The 19,557-nt window shown below is 65.2% G+C and carries 13 protein-coding genes; 2 read left to right on the forward strand and 11 right to left on the reverse strand.

From position 1 onward, the window contains the following. Positions 1-6: 6 nt before the first annotated feature. Positions 7-819, reverse strand: a complete 813-nt coding sequence (locus A5678_RS24270) for an SDR family NAD(P)-dependent oxidoreductase (RefSeq protein ID WP_068048081.1) — start codon at positions 817-819, stop codon at positions 7-9. Between the two features lie 194 nt (positions 820-1,013). Between A5678_RS24270 and A5678_RS24275 the strand changes: the two genes are divergently transcribed. After that, positions 1,014-3,704 (forward strand): LuxR C-terminal-related transcriptional regulator, encoded by a 2,691-nt coding sequence (locus A5678_RS24275; protein ID WP_368664903.1) that lies wholly within the window; start codon positions 1,014-1,016, stop codon positions 3,702-3,704. A gap of 7 nt (positions 3,705-3,711) precedes the next feature. Here A5678_RS24275 and A5678_RS24280 read toward each other — a convergent pair whose 3' ends face one another. Further along, entirely contained in the window at positions 3,712-4,701 is a 990-nt protein-coding gene (locus A5678_RS24280) for an alpha/beta fold hydrolase (RefSeq protein ID WP_082945727.1), read from the reverse strand. A 92-nt stretch (positions 4,702-4,793) separates the two neighbouring features. Here A5678_RS24280 and A5678_RS24285 point away from each other — a divergent pair, with 92 nt between their 5' ends. Further along, complete coding sequence (locus tag A5678_RS24285; RefSeq protein WP_068048090.1) at positions 4,794-5,225, forward strand: SRPBCC family protein; 432 nt, start codon at positions 4,794-4,796, stop codon at positions 5,223-5,225. 25 nt (positions 5,226-5,250) lie between these two features. On the opposite strand, the gene A5678_RS24290 is transcribed toward A5678_RS24285, so the two are convergent. From A5678_RS24290 to A5678_RS24330, 9 genes are all read right to left on the reverse strand, one after another. After that, positions 5,251-5,610, reverse strand: coding sequence for a DoxX family protein (locus A5678_RS24290; protein WP_068048093.1), 360 nt, complete (start codon positions 5,608-5,610; stop codon positions 5,251-5,253). Between the two features lie 44 nt (positions 5,611-5,654). After that, positions 5,655-7,133, reverse strand: coding sequence for an NAD(P)/FAD-dependent oxidoreductase (locus A5678_RS24295; RefSeq protein ID WP_068048096.1), 1,479 nt, complete (start codon positions 7,131-7,133; stop codon positions 5,655-5,657). A gap of 22 nt (positions 7,134-7,155) precedes the next feature. Beyond that, entirely contained in the window at positions 7,156-8,022 is an 867-nt protein-coding gene (locus tag A5678_RS24300) for a class I SAM-dependent methyltransferase (protein ID WP_068048099.1), read from the reverse strand. 14 nt (positions 8,023-8,036) lie between these two features. After that, entirely contained in the window at positions 8,037-9,275 is a 1,239-nt protein-coding gene (locus A5678_RS24305; RefSeq protein ID WP_068048103.1) for an acyltransferase, read from the reverse strand. Between the two features lie 52 nt (positions 9,276-9,327). Continuing rightward, positions 9,328-10,191, reverse strand: a complete 864-nt coding sequence (locus tag A5678_RS24310) for an ABC transporter permease (RefSeq protein WP_231983751.1) — start codon at positions 10,189-10,191, stop codon at positions 9,328-9,330. After that, positions 10,191-11,000: an ABC transporter permease gene (locus tag A5678_RS24315; RefSeq protein ID WP_068048109.1), complete on the reverse strand. Its 810-nt coding sequence runs from the start codon at positions 10,998-11,000 to the stop codon at positions 10,191-10,193. Before A5678_RS24315 ends, A5678_RS24310 begins: the two co-directional genes overlap by 1 nt. Further along, positions 10,997-12,079: a daunorubicin/doxorubicin resistance ABC transporter ATP-binding protein DrrA gene (locus A5678_RS24320; protein ID WP_068048112.1), complete on the reverse strand. Its 1,083-nt coding sequence runs from the start codon at positions 12,077-12,079 to the stop codon at positions 10,997-10,999. Before A5678_RS24320 ends, A5678_RS24315 begins: the two co-directional genes overlap by 4 nt. A gap of 42 nt (positions 12,080-12,121) precedes the next feature. After that, positions 12,122-16,528 (reverse strand): type I polyketide synthase, encoded by a 4,407-nt coding sequence (locus A5678_RS24325; protein WP_068048115.1) that lies wholly within the window; start codon positions 16,526-16,528, stop codon positions 12,122-12,124. A gap of 26 nt (positions 16,529-16,554) precedes the next feature. Then, a partial coding sequence (locus A5678_RS24330; protein ID WP_156747066.1) for a type I polyketide synthase occupies positions 16,555-19,557 on the reverse strand: 3,003 nt, incomplete at its 5' end.

Below are 19,557 nucleotides of genomic sequence, written 5' to 3' on the forward strand. Positions count from 1 at the left end.
ACCGCGCTATCGGGACGAATCGTAAGCGCGGACCACTTCTCGCTGACTCTTGATCCGCCACAGCAAGCTGTCCAGGTGCACGCCGAAGAGGCGAAGGTAGTCCATGAACTTGAAGCGGGCGGGGATGATCGCCCGAACCTTGCCGCGCTCGACCGCACGGAGCACCGCGGCCGCCGCCCGCTCAGGACTGATGCCTACCTTGTCGACGGCCTTCGGGTGGGGGGAATCAAGCGTCAGCCTCGCCATCGCGGTGTCGACCACGGCGAAATAGACGATCGTCACGCCGACGCCGTAAGCGGCCAGTTCCAGTCGCAGCCCGCGGCCGAGCATCTCGACGGCCACCTTGCTGGTCGTATAGGCGATCCCGCCGGCACCGGGAAGTATCGACCGCGACTCCACGTTGGGCAGCCATCCCAGCGAGGAGACCAGGACTACCCGCCCGCGCGAGGAGATCAGCGGTTCGATCGCCGGCTGGACCGTGTTTAGCGTGCCGAGCAGATTGACCTCGATCACGCGTTGCGCCTCGCCCGGCTCGAGCACCCGTAGCGTCGCGGGCCGATGGGTGATCCCCGCGTTGCAGATGACGAGGTCCAGCCTGCCGAAACGCTCGACCACACGGTCGACGACGGTTGCCATGGCCTCACGGTCGGTGGTGTCGGCGCCGATGGCCAGTTCCGCCCCGCTGCGGCGTGCGGCGCCCTCGTCGATGTCGACGGCGCATACCTGAGCGCCGCGGTCAAGCAGCAGCCGCACCTCCGCAGCGCCGATCCCGGCACCCGCGCCGGTGACCAGCGCAACCACTCCCGTGAGACTTCGCATCGAGTCCTGGCGTACCCATCGGCACCCGGACTACACCTGGGCTGCGTCCGCGCGTTGGGCCGGGGCGGGGTGGGAACGGCTGGATCGCCCACCTCCTGGCCGGGAGGAATTCTCAGGTTTATTTATGTGACTTCACGCCGTGAGGGGGTACGTAGTCGATCTAGCCGAATGGGGTAGAGAGAAGGTTCTCATAGGTGCATGGATGGCCGATAATCGGACGAACGTCGGAAATCCAGCGAGCGTTGGAAGCACTGGAACCCGGCGCGCGTTACCGGGGCGCGGTTCTCGTGGGCGAAGCCGGGGTGGGTAAATCGACGCTGGCCCGCGCTATTGGTGACAACCTCGAGTCGACTGGGCACGTGCTGCGGCGTATCCGTGGCACGCGTACCGGCCAGGCGATCCCGCTCGGCGCCTTCAATTGTTCGGTGCCCGTCAATGCGGCGCATCCGCCGGCCGTGATGCTGGCCACGGCGCATCGGATTCTGGGCCAGCAGAAGAATCTCGTCGTGATCGTCGACGACGCCCAGTGGCTCGATCCGTTGTCGGCGATCCTGATCAGCCAGCTCGGAATCGCGCGCGGCGGCCGCTTCGTCCTGACGATCCGGTCGGGTGAACCGGTCCCGGACGCCGTGGCGGCGCTCTGGCAGGAGGGTGTGCTGCGTCGACTCGACCTCGAGGCGTTCACACTCGCGCAGACCTCGGAGTTTGCCCACACCAGCCTCGACGGCCCTGTCGACAGCGAAGCGGTCAACCAATTGCACCGCCTCACCTCCGGAAACCCTCTCCTGCTGCGCGGCCTGATGGCAGGCGCTCTGAAGCACCGCGTACTGGTCTATGAAGGAGGCCGCTGGCGCCTGGAGGGCCAACTCCGGGCCGACGCGGAGTTCGACGGTTTCGTGAAGCACCACCTGGAATCGCTGGCACCCGACGAACTCGAGGTCGTCGAAATCATTGCAGCCGCCGAGGTATTGGACTGGGAGCTACTTCGCGTACTTTGCAGCGCGGATGCGGTCGCACGTACGGAACGCCGGGGCCTGGTCCAGCTCATCGTCGACGAAACGCACACCGTGGCGCGGTTGCAGCATCCGATCCTGGCCGAGGTGGTCACCAGACTGGGCGGGGTAGCGCGTGAGCGGGAGCTCAAAAGCCTATTGGCGCAAGAGTTGTCGCGCTACGTCCGGGAAAAGTCCGGCCGGCCGGATTGGCGCACCCAGATAAGGCTGGCTCAGCTGATGCTGCACACCCACGATGTGCCGGATCTCGATCTGGTCACCGGTGCGGCGGCGGCCGCCGTGACGATGTCGGATCCGGGTCTCGGAGAACAGCTTGCCCGGTACGCCTACGACAGCGGGGGCGGCATGCCGGCGGCAACCACGCTCGCCGAGGCCATGAGCCGGCAAGGGCGCGGGGACGAGGCAGAAGAGCTGCTGATCGGAATGGTCCCGGACGGCGGCGATGAAGCGATGACCGTGCACTGGAGCTGCATGCGAGCCGCAAACCTGTTTTTCAGCTGCAGACAGGTGGATGCGGCGGGTGAAATACTGCGTGCGGCGCGAGCGCGCGCGAGTTCTCATGTGCTCGACCCGATCACCGCGATGGAGGTCTCCTTCGCGTTCTTCGGCGGCGACCTGCCGACGGCGATCACCAAGGGACTGGCGGCAGTCACTTTGGGCATGGCGCCGGCGCCGACCGTGCAAGCGGCCGCGGCAACGGGTTGCGCCCTGGCACTGTGTGGACGGTGGGACGACGTACAGCTCGTCGCCGCGCGCGGCAAGCTCGCTGCCACCCAGTACGACTCAGGGGTGGATGGACTGACGATCGGCTTCTCCGAGATATTCATGTTGACCGCCACCGGGGATCTCACCGCTGCGGACCGGATCTGCGAGCGCTACGCCGCACTGGCCGGTGACGCTCCGGCGGGCCGGGCGATCACCGACGCACTGATGGGCCGCGTGGCATACGCGCGAGGTCAGTTGGGACCGGCGTGCGATGCCCTGGAGAAATCTTTGTCGATGGCGTCGGGACGACTGCCGCATGGCTGGGCAATGCTCGTCGCCGCGTGGTGCGCTCAAGCGGAAGCGGCGCGGGGAAACACCGAGGCCGCGGTCCGGGCATTGACCGAAGCCGAGCACGCGGCGGGCCCGCAGGTCGCGGTCTTCCTGCCAGAGCTTGAGTTGGCGCGCGCCTGGCGGCGCGCCTGCGCTGGGGAGGCGACAACGGCACAGACGCTCGCCGAGCGCGCCGCGCGCTTCGCGCGCCGGTCGGGGATGCACGCGGTCGAGATGCGGGCGCTGCACACGGCTGTCCGGTTCGGGGATCGTTCTCAGTCACGCCGGCTTCGAGAGCTGCGTGGGGAGCTTGGCACACCGCTTGCCGCCGTCATGGCCGCCCACGGCCACGGTCTGGCATACCACGACGGGCATCGACTCGACGACGCAGCGCGGCAATTCGAATCGATGGGCGCATTGGCGATGGCCGCCGACGCTGCGTCCCACGCGGCATGTGAACACGCCCGTACGGGTGCGCGGATGCCCAATCTTGAAGCGTCTACCCACGCCCACTGGCTTGCCAGCCTATGCGATTTACACAGCCCGGCAACCACTTTGGCCGCCAACCCGCTCCCCCTCACCGATCGGGAGCGAGAGACCGCCTACCTCGTCGCGGCCGGCCTGACCAACCGTCAAATCGCCGACCGGCTTGGCGTCTCCGTGCGTACCGTCGACGGACACCTGTACCGAATCTTCGCCAAGCTTGAAATCGGCGACCGCGATCAACTCGTCCGCCTGCTCCAGAACCGCGAGCGGCTTGCGACCGGCCGCACCGATCGGCGGCCCGTGGCCGAGATCAGCGCGTCGGGTGGCTTGCGGGTGGTCAACGTCGATTGATGGGCGATCACGACTGCGCGCCGACGGATTCGACGGCGGCGAGTGTGGCCTGGACATATGACGCCGGCTGGGTGAGGAATACGTCGTGATCGGCATTCAGCTCGATCATCGGAGCGTCGAGCAAACGCGCCATACCACGTTGATCGCGCGGCGGGACCGCGCGATCACGGGTGGTCACAACGACCGTCGCCGGCAGGCCCGCAAGCGATCCGACCCAGGGCCGAAAGTCGAAGGCGTATTCGGCGAGGATCACGTCGACGAGCACTCTCGGATGACACCGGACGAGCTCTCCGCACAGCCAGGGCCACCATGCCACGGTCTGCCGATCGCCGGCACGAATTCGGTTGTAGTAGCGCAGTGGGAGCGAGCGGCCAACGCCGCGACTGCGATCCGCCAGCGGACGCAGCGCTCGGAACATCAAGCCCGCGATCTTGTCACGCCGGTTCGGAAAAGCCAGTGTGGTCGATTCCAGAACCAGTCCCGCAACCCGATCTTTGTGGCGCCTGACGAATTCCATGGCGACCGGCCCGCCGAGGGAATAGCCGCAGACGACCACACGATCGATTCCGAGGACATCGAGCACCGCAGCTGCGTCGTCGGCACACCGGGTGATGCTGAACCGCTCGGTATCGGGCACCGGCAGGCCGCGTCCATGCCCGCAAAGGTCGACGGCCACGACGCCGAACCGCTGGGCGAGCGGGGTCATCAGGTGGCAGAAGTTGAAATCGGCGGTGACCGCCCACCCGTGCAACAACAACACCGGAGTCGGACCCGCCGCGAGACGAACCTCGGTAGTCCCGCGTCCTGGCACTTCGACGGGTCGCAGTTCAGGCAAGGGGGGAACAACAACACCCGCTGATCGCGCCGATCCCAACGGCTTGATCCGCCGCTTCACTCGCCGGTGCCGCGGCTCCCCCACCCGATCGGCAGCCAGCTGCGCTCCCGGCGCGGCGTCCGCGTTCGAGACGATCGGGTGGCCGTGTCCGCCACTGGTCATCACGGGCGTCCTACCTCCGCTGACTGGGTTCGGCGATGAATCAACATGGATGAGTTCCGTTTGAGTTCGTCACCGGGTGCAATCCTGTCCTGATGAGAAAAGGACAGCGATCGTTCGCGGCATCGTCCAAGTGTTCCGCACCTGCACCGACGGTTTGGGCGGTCTGGACCAACCCGCCAGAATGGCCGGGCGGCATCATCGACAAGGCCGAGATTGACGCGGATTTCGTGGTTGGCGCAAAGATCGCGATGAAGGTCAAGGGTGGCCCCCCGACGACATCCACTGTCACGCAGGTGGATCCACCGAAGATGTGGGTGGGGGTGTCGAAGTTGCCGGGGTTGACGATGACATACCAACACATGGTCGAACCCGCCGAGGGCGGAACGGTGTTGACCGAGAACGTCGATCTGAGTGGGCCGTTCGCCGGCGTCGCAGCGCGCTTGATGGGCGATCGCCTCGCGGAGACCTTCGGCGAGACAACTGCGCGTATTGCGCGCCTCGCGGAGGCGCGTCCCGAGACGTAGGTCAGATGTCGTAGCGGCGGGCAAGTCAGCCTGCCAGCAGCCAGATGTCGACGGCCAGGATGAACCCGGCGAGCACGAAGACCACCAGCGCCCGCACCGTCGTCGTGATCGGGTCGCCGACTCGCCGGTGAAAAATGACGGCGCCGACCATCAACAGCAACAGCCCGATGGCGGCGGCGATGGCCAGCGGTCGCCAGAACAGACCGGCGATGAGACCAACGACCGCGGCCAGTAGGCAACAGCCGATGAAGCGGGTCAGCGCCGACGAGATGCGCAGGTGCTCCGCGTCTTCGCGTGCCTGCTTCATGTAGAAAAGACATCCAATCCCGGCAAGCGCCAGGTACGCCGCCAGGCCGATCGAGACCACCACGATGGCAATCTGCATAACGCTCCCCTCTCGATGTGCCGGTCACGTTGCTATCGACCGGCTCAAGTGAATCTGTAGTCGCTCAACGGGAATCGCATTGAGTCCCGCACCGCGTTGCGGGTGGACGTCGGGCGAATCATCGTCGCCTTCCCCCGGTAGTAGTAGGACCGCGACGAGGCGCAGTTGCCGCGGAAGAACACCATGTCGTCGACCCGTTTGCTCATCACGTCGAAGTGCCGCGCGTTGGCCTCTTCGGTTACCTCAAACGTGCTGCACCCACGCCTGCGCAACTCGCCGAAGAGCCGGTTCATGTGGCGCATCTGGTATTCCACCATGTTGAAATAGGAGAAGCCGACGAAGGCGTAAGGGCTGGCCAGGTTCAGGAAATTGGGGAAGGATGGCACCGACATACCCTGATACGTTTGAAAATTGTTGTCTCGCCACCACTTTCCGAGGTTACGTGCCTGACGGCCGATCACTTCGATGGCGGGGAAATTCGCCTCCCACAAATCGAAGCCGGTCGCGAGTACCAGCGTATCGATCGTCGCCTTGCGGCCGTCGGCAGTGACCACGCCGTCGGGTTCGACCCATGCGATCCCCGCCGTTTCCAGGTGGACATTCGGCTTGGTGAAGGTGCGGTAGTACGAGTTGTGGTATGTCGGCCGCTTGCAACCGAAGTCGTAGTCCGGTGTCAGCTTTCGCCGCAGCTCTTTGTCGCGAATCGACGCGAACATGTGCATTTTCGAGATTTTCGCGCTGCCACGGGTAAGCGGCCTGGTCCACCGGTAATACACGAAGCCGGGCAGCACGCCCAATTCGGCGATGATGTCGGTGATCCAGCGGACGGCGCGCTGCAAAAACGGTAGTCGGGCGAAAAGTCGTTGCACCATGGGCGGTATTGCGAAATCAAACTTCGGGACCACCCAGATCGGTGTGCGCTGATAGACAGTCAGTTCCCGAGCGTTCTCGGCGAGTTCGGGCACCAACTGCACCGCCGTCACGCCCGTTCCGATGATTCCGACGCGGCGGCCCTCGAACGGGTAGCTGTGATCCCACCGGGATCCGTGCATCAGTTTGCCCTCGAAGCTGGTGATGCCCGGGATATCGGGGATGCGGGGCTGGGACAGGTAGCCGGTGGCCGTGATCAGGAACCGGGCCGTCAACGTTTCCCCACCGGCGAGCGCGACGCGCCACACACGCTCTTCCTCGTCCCAGCGCGCGCCGTCCACGCTGGTGCGAAATCGCATGTAGCGGCGCAGATCGTACTTGTCGGCTACGTGGTCGGCATACCGCTTGAGTTCCTGCCCCGGCGCGTAGAACCGCGACCAGTAAGGGTACGGCTCGAACCAATAGGAGTATGTAGTGGTCGGCACATCGACGGTGAGCCGCGGATATCGATTGATGTGCCAGGTTCCGCCCAGGTCATCCTCGCGGTCGAGGATCGCGATGTTTTGGTACCCCAGGCGATTGAGCTGGATCGCCGCGCCCATTCCGCCGAAGCCGGCGCCCACAATTATGGCGTCTAATTGCTCCATGCCCATCGTCACACCGTCCCGCAGGTCTTTAGAAGGCATAGCGGTGGAGCTGAATGCTCCTGCGCAAAGCCGGTATTCGCGAGGCGGACCTGGCGACGAACCGATAGGACATGGGCAGCCGCCGGACTGTGCCGGCTCGGAACAGCGAATCCGCCGCCAGCAACCTGGCTCCCGGAACACCGGCGAGTACGTCGTCGGGACCCTGGACCGTCCACCCGAGTCTCGAGCCGGAAAGAGTCACGATCTTGTTGGTCTTCTGCTGCACCCGACTTCCGAGCCGGCTCCAGAAATCCAATTGCAGTTCCCCGGCGGGAAAGTGCTCGACCACGCGGCGGAGCAACGCTAGCCCGTCGTCCGCGGTCAGGTACATGCTCAGGCCCTCGGCAAGCATCAAAACCGGCCGGTCCGTGGGGATCCCGGCGAGCCAGGACGGGTCGGTGGCGGAGGCAGGCACCAGATGGTAATGGTCGCGGGTCGGATAGAGCCGCTTGCGCAGCGCAATCACGTCGGCATAGTCGAGGTCGTACCAATCGACGCCGGGCCCGGGGTTCAACCGGAACACCCGACTGTCCAGACCACAGCCAAGATGCAGGACCACCGCCCGGCCGTGGAGCGCCAGGAACTCGGTCGCCCAGACGTCGAATTGGGCGCTGCGCACGGTCGCCGACGCCACTTGACGGCGGCGCTGCCGTGCGATAGCGCTCCTGTCCCAGTCGTAATCCAGCTGGGATACCAGCCGTCTCGCGTATACATCACCCAATACCGGCCGAGCGGCGTCGGCGTCCAGCGCCTTGGCGTAGAGCGTGTCCAGCATGGTCTGTGGCGGCCCGCTCAGGTCGATGTGGATCTTGTCCGTGCCGGCGTTGCGTGGCTGCGTGTGGCTGAGAGAAGACATTAGAGCTCCATCCTTCAGGGTTGATATTCCAGAGAGGCCGCGCGGAGCTGCGAAAGTATCAACTCAAGCGACTGTTCGGGCGTGGAAGCCTGGACGTGATGCTCGACCAGTAGCTCCCCCGCGACCACTCCGAACGAATACACATCGATGACGGCGGACGATGATCGAAAGAACTCGGAGTGAAAGCTCACCGGCTCCAGGCCCGGCATGGGTATTGCGGAGAGGCTACCGATGTTCGTGGACACCACCGCATCGGCCAGCCCCGGGAGCGCCCCTTCGTATTGCAGGTTGAAGTGCAGCATCGCTTGCTGGATCACGCCTTCGGACAGGTCGGCCTGAAACGTGTCGGCGATGTCACGGGCGAGGTCGACGAGGGTGGTGTCCGGGGTGATCTGCGCGAGGTACGTGGCCACTCCCAGAGCGAGGGTGGAACCCGTCGGAGGAACCGGAGGTTCGAGAAGCCCCCGCAAGTTCACCGGATAGACATAGGGAATCGGTATGTGCGGTGTCTCGCGGATACGCCATTCAGCGAGCAGGATCGCCGCCGAAACCAGGTTGTTGACGAAGAGCCGGTTTTTGCGGCCAAACTGCACCAATGCCGTTGTCTCCGGCTTGCTGAGTCCGCCGCGAGCAGCCGGAACCGCAACGGGCCGTTCCGATTTGGTGGTGCCACTCGTTCGTCTCGGCGGGAGCTCGTGGGCGAACATCGCTGGAATGAACCGGTCCAGTCCGGAGCGCTGCTGCTTCTGTATGCCGCGCTGCTCCAGGAGGGCTTCGATGGGTTCAGGCGCCGGCTGAGGCGTGATCGGGCCCGGGTCGCCGGTCGCCACCACTGCGGCGTACCTCGAGAAGAGCTCGAAGAGGAGCCCGGCGATGTGATGGCCGTCCGCCAGGCTGTGGTGTACGTACAGGGTCAGCTCGACATGTTCGTCGGCCGTCCGCAACATCAGGTTGACCAGAGACACATTCTGATCAAGCTGCATCACCGAGGAGGGGTCGTCGTCGCCCTCGACTATCCACGTCCCAGGGTGCAGAAAATCGTCGGCAACGATCTGGTATCGCCCATCGTCCGCTTGCTCGAGGTGGCCGGCATACACCGGATAGACCTCGAGCAGCGTGTCGAAAGCCGTCGACATGGCCTCGACGTCCACGGCACCCTTGAGCTCCAGGGTGACCGAGGAGAAGGTCTGAGTTTCGGCGAAGAAGTTCTCGCTGGGCGCAAGTCTTCGAACGACGGATGTTGGAAAAACCATGAGACTCCCTTGCATTTCCGGCTTGGGGCGGCCGCTCTTACGGGCCGCCGCGTCACGTTCCGCGCATACTCGCCCTTCGATAGCCGATCATCATGGGGACGGCGCAGGCGGCGGCGATGCCGCCCGACCAGAGCAGAGTCCCGATCGCCGGGCCCAGCACCGGACCGCCCAGGGACAGCCCGCGCATCGTCTCAACCGCATAGGACAACGGCTGGTGCTGGACGACGGGCTGAATCCAGCGTGGGTACTGGTCCAACGGCACGAATCCCGTGCAGAAGAAGAGCGTCAGTGAGTCCACCAAGACGATCACGTCGACCAAGACCGAATTTGGCCAATACAAAGCGACTGTGAGAATGAGCGCCGTAAATCCCAGTCCGAACACGATCGGCACAGCGAGCCAAGCCACGATCGCCAACATGCCTCGTTCGAATCGCAGACCCAATAACAGACCGATACAAAGTAGGACAAGCGAATTGACGACAATGCGCACCGCGTCGGCGCTGATCCGTGCGAGGAGGCCCGACGCGCGGTGCACGGGCACCACCCACAGCCGGGCGAGCAGGCCGTCGGACCGCTCGGTGATGATTGCGAGCGCACCAACGGATGCCCCATGCATCGCTCCGATGAGGGTCACCATCGGGACGCTGCCGTGCAGAGCGCTGTGCCCCGTGGCCGACGCAACGGATTGGCCGAGCACGGCTGTGATGATGAGCAAGAAGAAGATTGGCAATATGAGCCCGGACAAGAACGTCATGGGATCCCGCAACCAGCCGATGAGCAATCGCTGTGTTTGCACCAGGGTATTCGGCGCCAGTAGCCGCGGCGAGCTCTCCGGCAACCGGCGGTCGACGCTGGGGAAAGCGTCGTCGCGGACAACCGTGAAAGATGTTCGCGCGGAACCGTCTGCGACACGCATCATGACCTCCTTCGCAGGAGGATGAACGACAAAGGCGCCACGATCATCATCACCCCGGCCAGCCACGCCAGCGACGGGCCGACAACCTGCCAGGTCACCGCGCCCGCGTCCGGGGTGGCATCGCCGGCCAATGCGCGCAATGCGAGAATGCATTGGGAAATCGGCTGGTTGCGGATGATCGGCTGGGCCCAACCCGGGAACTGTTCTGCCGGTTGGATACCGACGGAGAGTATCCCGAAAATCAGCTGGGGCAGGATCAGCCATTGCGCGATGGCCTGGGGGTTCTTTGAACGGTTGCCCAGCAGGTCCGCCAGGAATGACAGCACCAGACCGATCAAAATCAGCAACAGGAAGAAGGCCGCGGCGTATACCGGGCCACGATAGAACCGAAATCCGATGACATGGCCGCTGATAAGGGCCGCCGCTGCACCAACCGCGCAGCGGTATCCGCTGGCCGCGGTGCGGGCGGCCAGCGGTGTCAGCGGGGCGATCGGCATGGACTGGAAGCGTCGGTTGACCCCGTCGCGCGCGTCGGTCGCTGCGCGCAGGGCTCCGGTGACCGAGGCGAACGAGACGCCCTGCAGCGCGATCAACGGCATCAGGTACTGCGCGTAACTGCTCATCCCCGATCGGACTCCGATGATGTGGTTCAACGGTATGTACCAACCGGCGGTGAACACCACAGACGCAACTATCGCCGTAGCCACTTCCCCATTGCGGAGCGTGGGCGTGACTAACCTGGTGGTGAGCGTCCACCACTGCGCGAATGTCGAGGGTATCGGTCGGGCTGCCGTCAGCGCCGTTGTCATGACATCACGTCCGTATCGCTTCGTCGGTGCCGTCCGCCGTCGCCGTTCGGGCTGCTGAGGGAGCCGGCCGGCGCCGGATCCCGCCACGCCGATTCATCCCGCATCGTCTGCGAACTGGAATCCGTTGTCAGGGCCAGGAATACGTCGTCGAGTGACGGGCGGCGAAGGGCGATGTCTGCCAACTCGACGTGCGCCGACTTGAGTCGCGACAGCGCTTCGACGAGTGTGTTCGCACCGGCCGGTGCCGGCATGGCGATCCGATCCGAGGTAGGCGTCAGGGCAGCCCTGTTCGACTCGGGCAGCAGCGATCCGAGCGCATCCGCTATTGCCGGCAAATCGCCCAGGTGCCGCGGCACTATCTCGCAATAACTGCCTCCGGTGCGTTCCTTGAGTTCGTCCGCGGTCCCCTCGGCGACGATGACACCATGATCGATCACAATGATCCGGTCGCTGAGTTCGTCCGCCTCCTCGAGGTGTTGCGTGGTCAGCAAGGTCGCGATCTCGAGGTCCTTGAAGCTGGCGACCAGATCCCAAACAGCTTGTCGGCTCCGTGGGTCCAGCCCGGTGGTCGGTTCATCGAGGAACACCACCTCGGGGCGAACCACCAAACCGCAGGCGATGTCGATCCGCCGCCGCATACCCCCCGAATAGGTTCCGACGCGGCGATTCGCCGCATACGCCAAATCGAACTCGCGAAGTAGTTCTTCGGCCCGCGCCCGCGCGTTGGACTTACTCAGCCCCTGTAGGCGACCGAACAAGACCAAGTTCTCTCGACCGCTGAGCATGTCGTCGAGAGCTACTTGCTGACCGGTCAGCATGATCGACCGACGTGCGCCGGCGGCGTCGGTCACGACATCGTGGCCGGCAATGACGGCGCGCCCCCGGTCCGGCAGTGCGAGGGTCGACAAAATGTCCACCATTGTCGTCTTGCCGGCCCCGTTCGGGCCGAGCAACGCCACCACTTCCCCACAGCCAACTTCGAAGCTCACGTTGCGCAGCGCTTCGACGGAACCGAACGACTTGCTGATCCCGTCGACTATCACGCTCTTGCCTGCGGTAGGTCTGGGCTTGGTTTGCATCAGTTCTCTCTTCGCCGTTATGGGCCTCAACTGCGGCCCGAGTCATTCCGCCGACAGGTCGACCAGCGCGACTTCCTCGCTGAAGCCGTCCGCCTGGCCGTCTGCCCGGGCCGACGCCATCGCTTCCTGCACGAGTTCGGTGAGCGCTGCCGGGAAGTGCTCCGCGAGCGTTTCGACCTGTGACCGCTGGATCCTGCGGGTGTCATACCACCAGTCGGCGTGTAGCGCGTCGCCCCAGCGATAAACCCGAAGCTCGATGGCACGGCCCAGGCCAGAGACCTTGTCGCGCACCGGCATCGCGAAGTCATCGATGAATTCCACAGGCCCCTCGCCGGGTGGTAAGTCGGGAATAACGCCCTCGTAGGAGACGAATACGTCGGGCGGGGGTATGGCGCCGAGCAGCCGGGCGGTCGGCGCATAGAGGTAGCGCAACAGGCCATGGCCAATGCCGTGATGCGGGACGGCGTTCAGGATGTCGCGCATGTCCGCCAACACCTCTGTGGCGCCGGCGCTTTCGCGGCTCAGGCACGTGAGCGGCATCGGATAGATCGTCGCGAAACCGCCTACTGCCCGGCGCGGATCGACGTCAGGCTTGAGAACCGAGCGCCCATCGCCCGACAGGTTCACGGTGATGACACCTTCGCCGAGGGCCTGCGCGATCGTCCGCGCCAGCGCGCCGAGGACCACTTCCTCGACGGTGAACTGAAACCTGTGCCGAGCGTGGTCGACCTCGCTGGTCTGCTCGTCTGTCAGGGCCGACGAGAGCTTCGCCAGATCATCGACCTCCGGTGGTTCGGCGATGTGTTGATCCGTCAGCTGCAGGCTGGATTTCGTCGAATTCTCCAGCCAGTAATCTCGACTTTCCAGCACGGCGGGGTGAGTAACCAGCGTCGCACAGCGCTGGGACCACTCACGCCAAGTGGCGGTGGTCGGCGGCAACACGATGTCCTCGCCCGCCAGCCGTTGCGCGAACGCGGTGAAGATGTCGCTCAGCAGGATTTCGCGTGACAGACCGTCCGCGATCATTTCGAGCACGGAGATGCCCAGGTAGCACGGTTCGCCGCTGGAATCGACGATATAGGTGGCGCTGAACGCCTGCGTGGACGCATCCCGCCCGCGCGCCTCTTCGGTGATCATCGTTGAAACGGCGTCCCGCTCCTGCTGGCTTCCGGAAGCCATACCGGCGGGAAGCGATCGCTGGGTGAGATCGATGGACTCGGCCGGCGGGCAGATGTGTTGCTCCCAGCTGCCCGCGCGTTCCACGATCGTCAGGCGCAAGGCGTCGTGGTGATTGGTCACGGCGGTGAGCACCGAGCGGACGTCGTCAACACCGACGTCGGAGCCGAGCCGCAGGATTAGCGGCACACGCCCACGACCGGCCTCCCGCAACCCGTGCTCGAGGCGGTCAACCATGCTGGGTGGAACCGGTGGATTCACATCGTCCCCGGATGGCATGCTCGCCAGGCCGCCCGCGGCGTATCGCGCCGCGAGGTCGGCCGCCAGCATGGAGATGCTCTGGTTTTCATACAGATCTTGCGGTCTCAGCTCCAGGCCCTGATTCGTTGCGCTCATCGCGACACCGATGGCCATGATCGAATCGCCGCCCACCTCAAAGAAGTTGTCTGTCAAGCCGATTGAGTTGATGCCCAGGCATTGCGTCCAAATGCGTTGCAGGGTCGCCTCGATCTCGGACTGCGTGCTCGTGTCCGCACTGGTGTTGTCGGCGTCGCCATTCGGCGAGTCCGCACCGTTCGTTGCGGCGGGTGCCGCTGCCCAACTGGTGGATTTATTCGGATCAACCCAATGCCGTCGCCTGGCAAAGGGATAACCCGGCAATGAAAGCAGCCTGGGCCGATCGGTTGAGAAGCGGCTCCAGTCCACCTCGATTCCGGCCGCCCACAGTTGACCGAGGCCAAGCAGGAAAGTGTCTCGATCGCTTTGGGTTTGGACCTGGTGTCGCATCAACCGGACGGTGCGATGCCCATCTGACCAATTCGGATGGCGGATCGCGGAGCCGGTCAGCGTCCCGCCGGGGCCAACCTCGATGAGCACGCGCCTCGGGTCCGCGAGGATCAGCTCCAGTTCATCGGAAAATCGGACCGTGGCGCGTATTTGCCGCGCCCACATCGCGGGGTCTGTCGCCTGCTCGGCGGTCACCCAGGACCCGGTGACGTTGGAGAGCAGAGGTGTTTGCGGCTCTTTCAGCTCGACTTGCGACAGGAACTCGGCGAACTCGGGAACCACCGGATCCATCAGGCTGGAATGGAAGGCATGCGATGTGCGCACCCGGCGAACGAGCGTGCCCTGCTGCTGCAGCCGCGTCAGCAACTTTCGGATGTTCTCCTGTGATCCGGCGAGCACGCAGTTGGCCGGGTCGTTCACCACGGCAAGGTCGACGCCCGGTGTGAGGTGCTCGGCCACCGCCTCCGGACTCATCGCCACCGCCACCATCGCACCGGGAGCTGATTCATGCATCAGGCGTGCGCGAACGGACACGACTTTGATCGCGGTCGAAAGATCAAAGACGTTCGCCAACGTGGCCGCCGCGTATTCGCCGATGCTGTGCCCGGCGAACGCGGCCGCGCGAACTCCGTAAGATTCGATCAGCTTTCCGAGCGCGTATTCCACCGTGAACAGGGCCGGCTGGGCAACGTCTGTGCGCTCCAACTCCCGTCCAGCCGCGCTGAAGATCTCCGTCCGCAGATCTATGCCGAGCTCCCGGCGAAAGCCTTCCGCGCACTCGTCGAAGTGTTCGGTGAACACCGGCTCGGCTTCATAGAGCCCCCGGGCCATTCCGGGATGCTGAGCCCCCTGCCCGGGAAAGAGGAAAACAACCCTGTCGGAATCCGATCCGGTGTTCTCGACGGATTCACCGATGAAAATGTTGTTGTGCTCCGACCCCTGCAGAACCCGGGCAGCATCCTGCTGATCTTGAACGACCGCCGCCATCCGGATCTCCTCCGTTCGCCGGCCGGCGAGGGTGAAAGCAGCGTCGGACATGTCCAACGCATCGGGGCGGGAGAACTCGGCGGCCAAGGCCGATCGGAAGTCGTCGAGCGCCTCGGAGGTTCGCGCCGACAGGCAAAGCACCTGGGGACCACCGTGGGTTTCAGGCGCCGGGTCCTGCGGGGCCTCCTCGAGGACCAGGTGGGCGTTCGTGCCGCCCACACCAAAGGAGCTGATCCCGGCGCGGCGAACGCCGTCCCACTCCCATGGGCTGTATTCGTTCTGCACAACGAACGGACCGTTCTCGAGATGCAGTTCCGGGTTGGGGCTCGTGTAGTGCAAGGTGCCGGGGATCGCCCGGTTCTTCAGGCACAGGATCGTTTTCACCAGGCCCACCACGCCCGCGGCCTCGCCGAGGTGGCCGATATTGGACTTCACCGCGCCGAGGACACACGGCCCGGGTCTGGTCGCCTCGGAAACGCCGAACGCCTTTCGCAGCCCTTCGATCTCGATCGGGTCGCCCAGCGGAGTGCCGGTCCCGTGCGTCTCGACGTAGCTGATGGTCGATGCATCGATGTCCGCCACGGCATGCGCCTCGGCGATGACGTCGGCTTGGGCGGCCGGACTGGGCGCCGCGTACGTCATCTTCATCGATCCGTCGTTGTTGATCGCCGATCCCCTGATCACGGCGTGAATGCGGTCGCCGTCGGCGACCGCCGCCTGCAGCGGCTTGAGTGCGACTGTGGCCACACCGCTTCCGAAGACGGTTCCGTCGGCTCGCACATCAAAGGGCCGACAATGCCCCACCGGCGACACCATCGATCCGGGTTGATGCCAATAGCCGACGTGGTGGGGAATTCGAAGCGACACGCCTCCGGCGAGAACCATGTCCGATTCACCGCTGAGCAGGCTCTGGCACGCCAGGTGGATAGCGACGAGTGACGACGAGCATGCTGTTTGCACCGTGACGCTCGGTCCGCGCAGGTTGAACTGATGCGAGACGCGCGTGGCCAGATAGTCTTTGTCGTTCCACAGCGACATGTTGACGAGGTCGAATGTCGGTCCCTCACCGATGATCTCGTTCGGATCGTGATTGGACAGCAGATTGTGCAGCATGTACATGCTGGCCCCGCTCGTCGCGAACACACCGATCGAGCCGTCATACCGGGCGGGGTCGCAGCCGCTGTCTTCCAGGGCATGCCAACAGCACTGCAGGAACAGCCGGTGTTGCGGATCCATGATCCGCGCGGCCTGCGGCGGGAAACCGAAGAAATCGGCGTCGAATTCGTCGATTCCGTCGACGAGCGACGCGCGCCGGATATACGACGGATTCGCCAGGGTCTTGTCGTCGACCCCCGCGGCGCTGAGTTGGTCTTCGGATAGCGTGACGATCGACTCCTCGCCGCGCCGGAGACTGTCCCAGAACTCCGATACCGAGTTCGCGCCCGGAAATCGGCCGGCCATGCCGACAACCGCGATCGCGTTCGCGGGCAACGAGTCCAATGCCGAAATGGTTGGGGTACTGGCGTTCACAAGGGTTGTCCTTTCTTTCGCCGCAGTGCGGCGCCTTGCCGCGCCGCCGCGCGTTGCTGAGCCCGGTTACGGACGCGGTCGTGCCGGTCGGCGGACCGATCCTCGACCAGTCCGAGCTGCCCCAGCAGATGGTCCGCGAGATCCTGTAACGACGCGCCCTGCAACAGCAAAGCCACCGGGGGCTCTATGCCGAAGTCGACACGGGCGGTGTTCCTGATACGCACGGCCATCAGGGAATCCATTCCCGCCTCGGTCAGTGGCACGCGCAAATCGACGGCGGCGGGACCGGCGTGGCCCATGACCGCCGCGACGCGGGCACATAGGCGTTCGGTGACGATGCGCCCGGCCTCGACGGGGTCGAGGTTCTGAAGCCCCTCCGGACCGGTCCAGCCACCGTCGTCGCCCGCCGTGGCCAGCTCCCCGATCACCTCGCTGAAGTAGCCGAGCTGGCGGATCTCGGGGAACGCGGCCAGCGCGCGATCCGGACGCAGCCTCGCAACGCCCGTGTGCACGCGGCCGCTGGCGACCACCGATTCGAGCGCTGCGATCCCCTCTGCCGGTGAGATCGGATCAACGGCGGCGTTCGGCAGCGAACGCGCAACACCGACGTCCGACCATGGGCCCCAATGGATTGCAGCAGCGGGAAGTCCTAGTGTGTGCCGCCACGACACCAGGGCGTCCAGCCACGCGTTCGCGGATGCGTAAGCGGTCTGCCCGGGGGAGCCCAACAGCGAAGCGGTGGAGGAGAACAGGAGCCACCAGTCGAGGGTCAGCCCGGCAGTCGCCTCGTGCAGTCGCAGCGCCCCGGCAGCTTTGGGCGCCCACACCCGGTCCAGGCTTTCCCTGCTCATGGCGATGAGCAGGCTGTCGTCGATAACCGCGGCCAAGTGCAGGACGCCGCGCAGTTGAAGACCGGTCGCTTGTGCGGCACCGACCAGGCGCTGGGCCACGTCGGGTGTGGCGATATCGCCTCGCACCACCTCGATCTCGCACCGGTCCTGCAATTCAGCGATGACCTTGAGTTGATCGTCTGACGGACGGCTCCGGCCGTTGAGCACCACGCGCCGAGCGCCTCTATCGGCCAGCCAGCGCGCAACGGTCAGGCCGAGTCCGCCAAGGCCCCCGGTGACGATGTATGCGCCGTCGCGCCGGATGACCGGGTCGCTTGCGCGCGTGGGGATGCCCGCGCGTGCGAGCCGTTCGATGAACCTGTGCCGCCCGCGCCACGCGATCACATCGTCGGAACTTGGCGACGCCACCTCTGTCGTCATCGTCGACGCGGCGTCGGCGCCGCTGTCGAGATCGATCAGCGTGACGCCCAGTTCCGGATGCTCGTACGCCAGGACCCGGATCAGGCCTCGCAGTGCGCCGATACGCGGCTGCCCGGGTTCGCCGTCGCGCACGACGAGGCCGTTGCGGCTCACCAGCCATACCCGCGGTGAGCGGCCGTGCCAGCCGCCGACCAGCGCACGAATTACGGAGGCTAGGAACCAAATCGAGTCGCGGGCGCTTTGGAGCGAGGCATGCGGATCGGTCATGCCCCGCGGATCGTCGCCGATCAGGGCGACCACTCCAGTTGGTGGACTGTCGGGATCGGCCGACGCCTCGGCGAAGGCGGCCAGAACGGCGGACTCGTCGACGAGGCTGGCGGTGGTGACGCGGCGGGTCGGTGAGCGCCACTGGGCGGCGAATTCGTCCGCGGCCTTGGCATCGGTGTCGTCACTGAGAATGAGCCAGCTGCCCGCAGTACCGCTCGACGGGCTTTGCACCGCGATCGGAGCCTCAACCCACGTGGTCTCGAACAATTTGTTACTCAACGGTATAGGGACCGCTTCGCGTTCGATGCGGCGGAGGCGCACGCCCGTGATTTCGGCGGTCGGAATGCCCGCGTCGTCGGTCAAGGTGATGCTGCCGAGCACGCCCGCGCCGTCGTCATCGGAGTTGATCACTTTCGCGCGGCACCGGGCATGCCGGCCCGCTTCGCCGAACACCCGGATCGACTCGAACGAAACCGGCAACAACGTGCCGCCATCCGATTCCGTGGCAGCGCGGCCGCCGGGCGCAGCGGTGAGGAGGCTTTGGAGCGCCGCGTCCAGCAGCACCGGATGAATCCGGCATTCGACGTACCGCGGTGCCTCGTCGGGGACCATGATCTCGGTTTCCGAGACACCCTCGGGCAGCTCAACGATCCGGGTCAACGCGGTGAAGGCCGGGCCACGGTGTTGCGCGGCGTAGAAGTCGGCCGGCGATCGGGCATCCCCCGGCGACTCGAGAAAGCGGCCACTGATGTCGCGGATAGCGGCATCCGTGCTGTCGAAGGATACGTCGACCTGAGCGACCGCATGCCGGCACCAGTCGCCCGTCGATGACTGGGTGTGCACCTCGAGCCGAATGGTGTTGTCCACGTCGCGAATCAATTGCGTCGTCAGCGGCGTGTGGGATTCCAGCGGCAGCAGCTGCTCGATGCTCAGTCGGTTGATCGAGACTGCGTGAACCGGTACACCCAGGGCTTGTGTGGCGGCGGCCAAGCCGATCTCGGCGACCGCGGCGGTGGGCAGGACGGCTTGTCCGTGCACCCGATAATCGGCCAGCCACGGGATGACGTCGGTTCCAACGTCTGCCTGCCAGATATGCACCTGTCCCCCGGGCACTTCCGTGTGTCCGCCGAGCAGCGGATTGGTATCGCTCGCGGAGCAGGTCGCGGAGCGGTCCGGGATCGAAAAGGTGGAGTGCTGCCACGGTGTGGTGGGGATCTCCGCGAAACGACCCCTACCGGCGTTGTTCGGCGCAACACCGAGCGCGGCAAGCTGCGCACGGAAGGAGAGCGTTTCGTCTTCGGCTCGATTGACCGTCGAGGCGACGAGCACCCGCTCCCCCGGCTTGACCGATTCCAGGGTCTGGGTGATGGCGGGGGTGAGGGGATTTTTGGACGGCCGCTTGGGCGCTGGCTGTAGCGTCCGGGCCTGGTGGTCCACCGCGGACGTGTGGGCATCGTGCTG

Source organism: Mycobacterium sp. E2733, assembly GCF_001667585.1.
Classification (GTDB): Bacteria; Actinomycetota; Actinomycetes; order Mycobacteriales; family Mycobacteriaceae; genus Mycobacterium.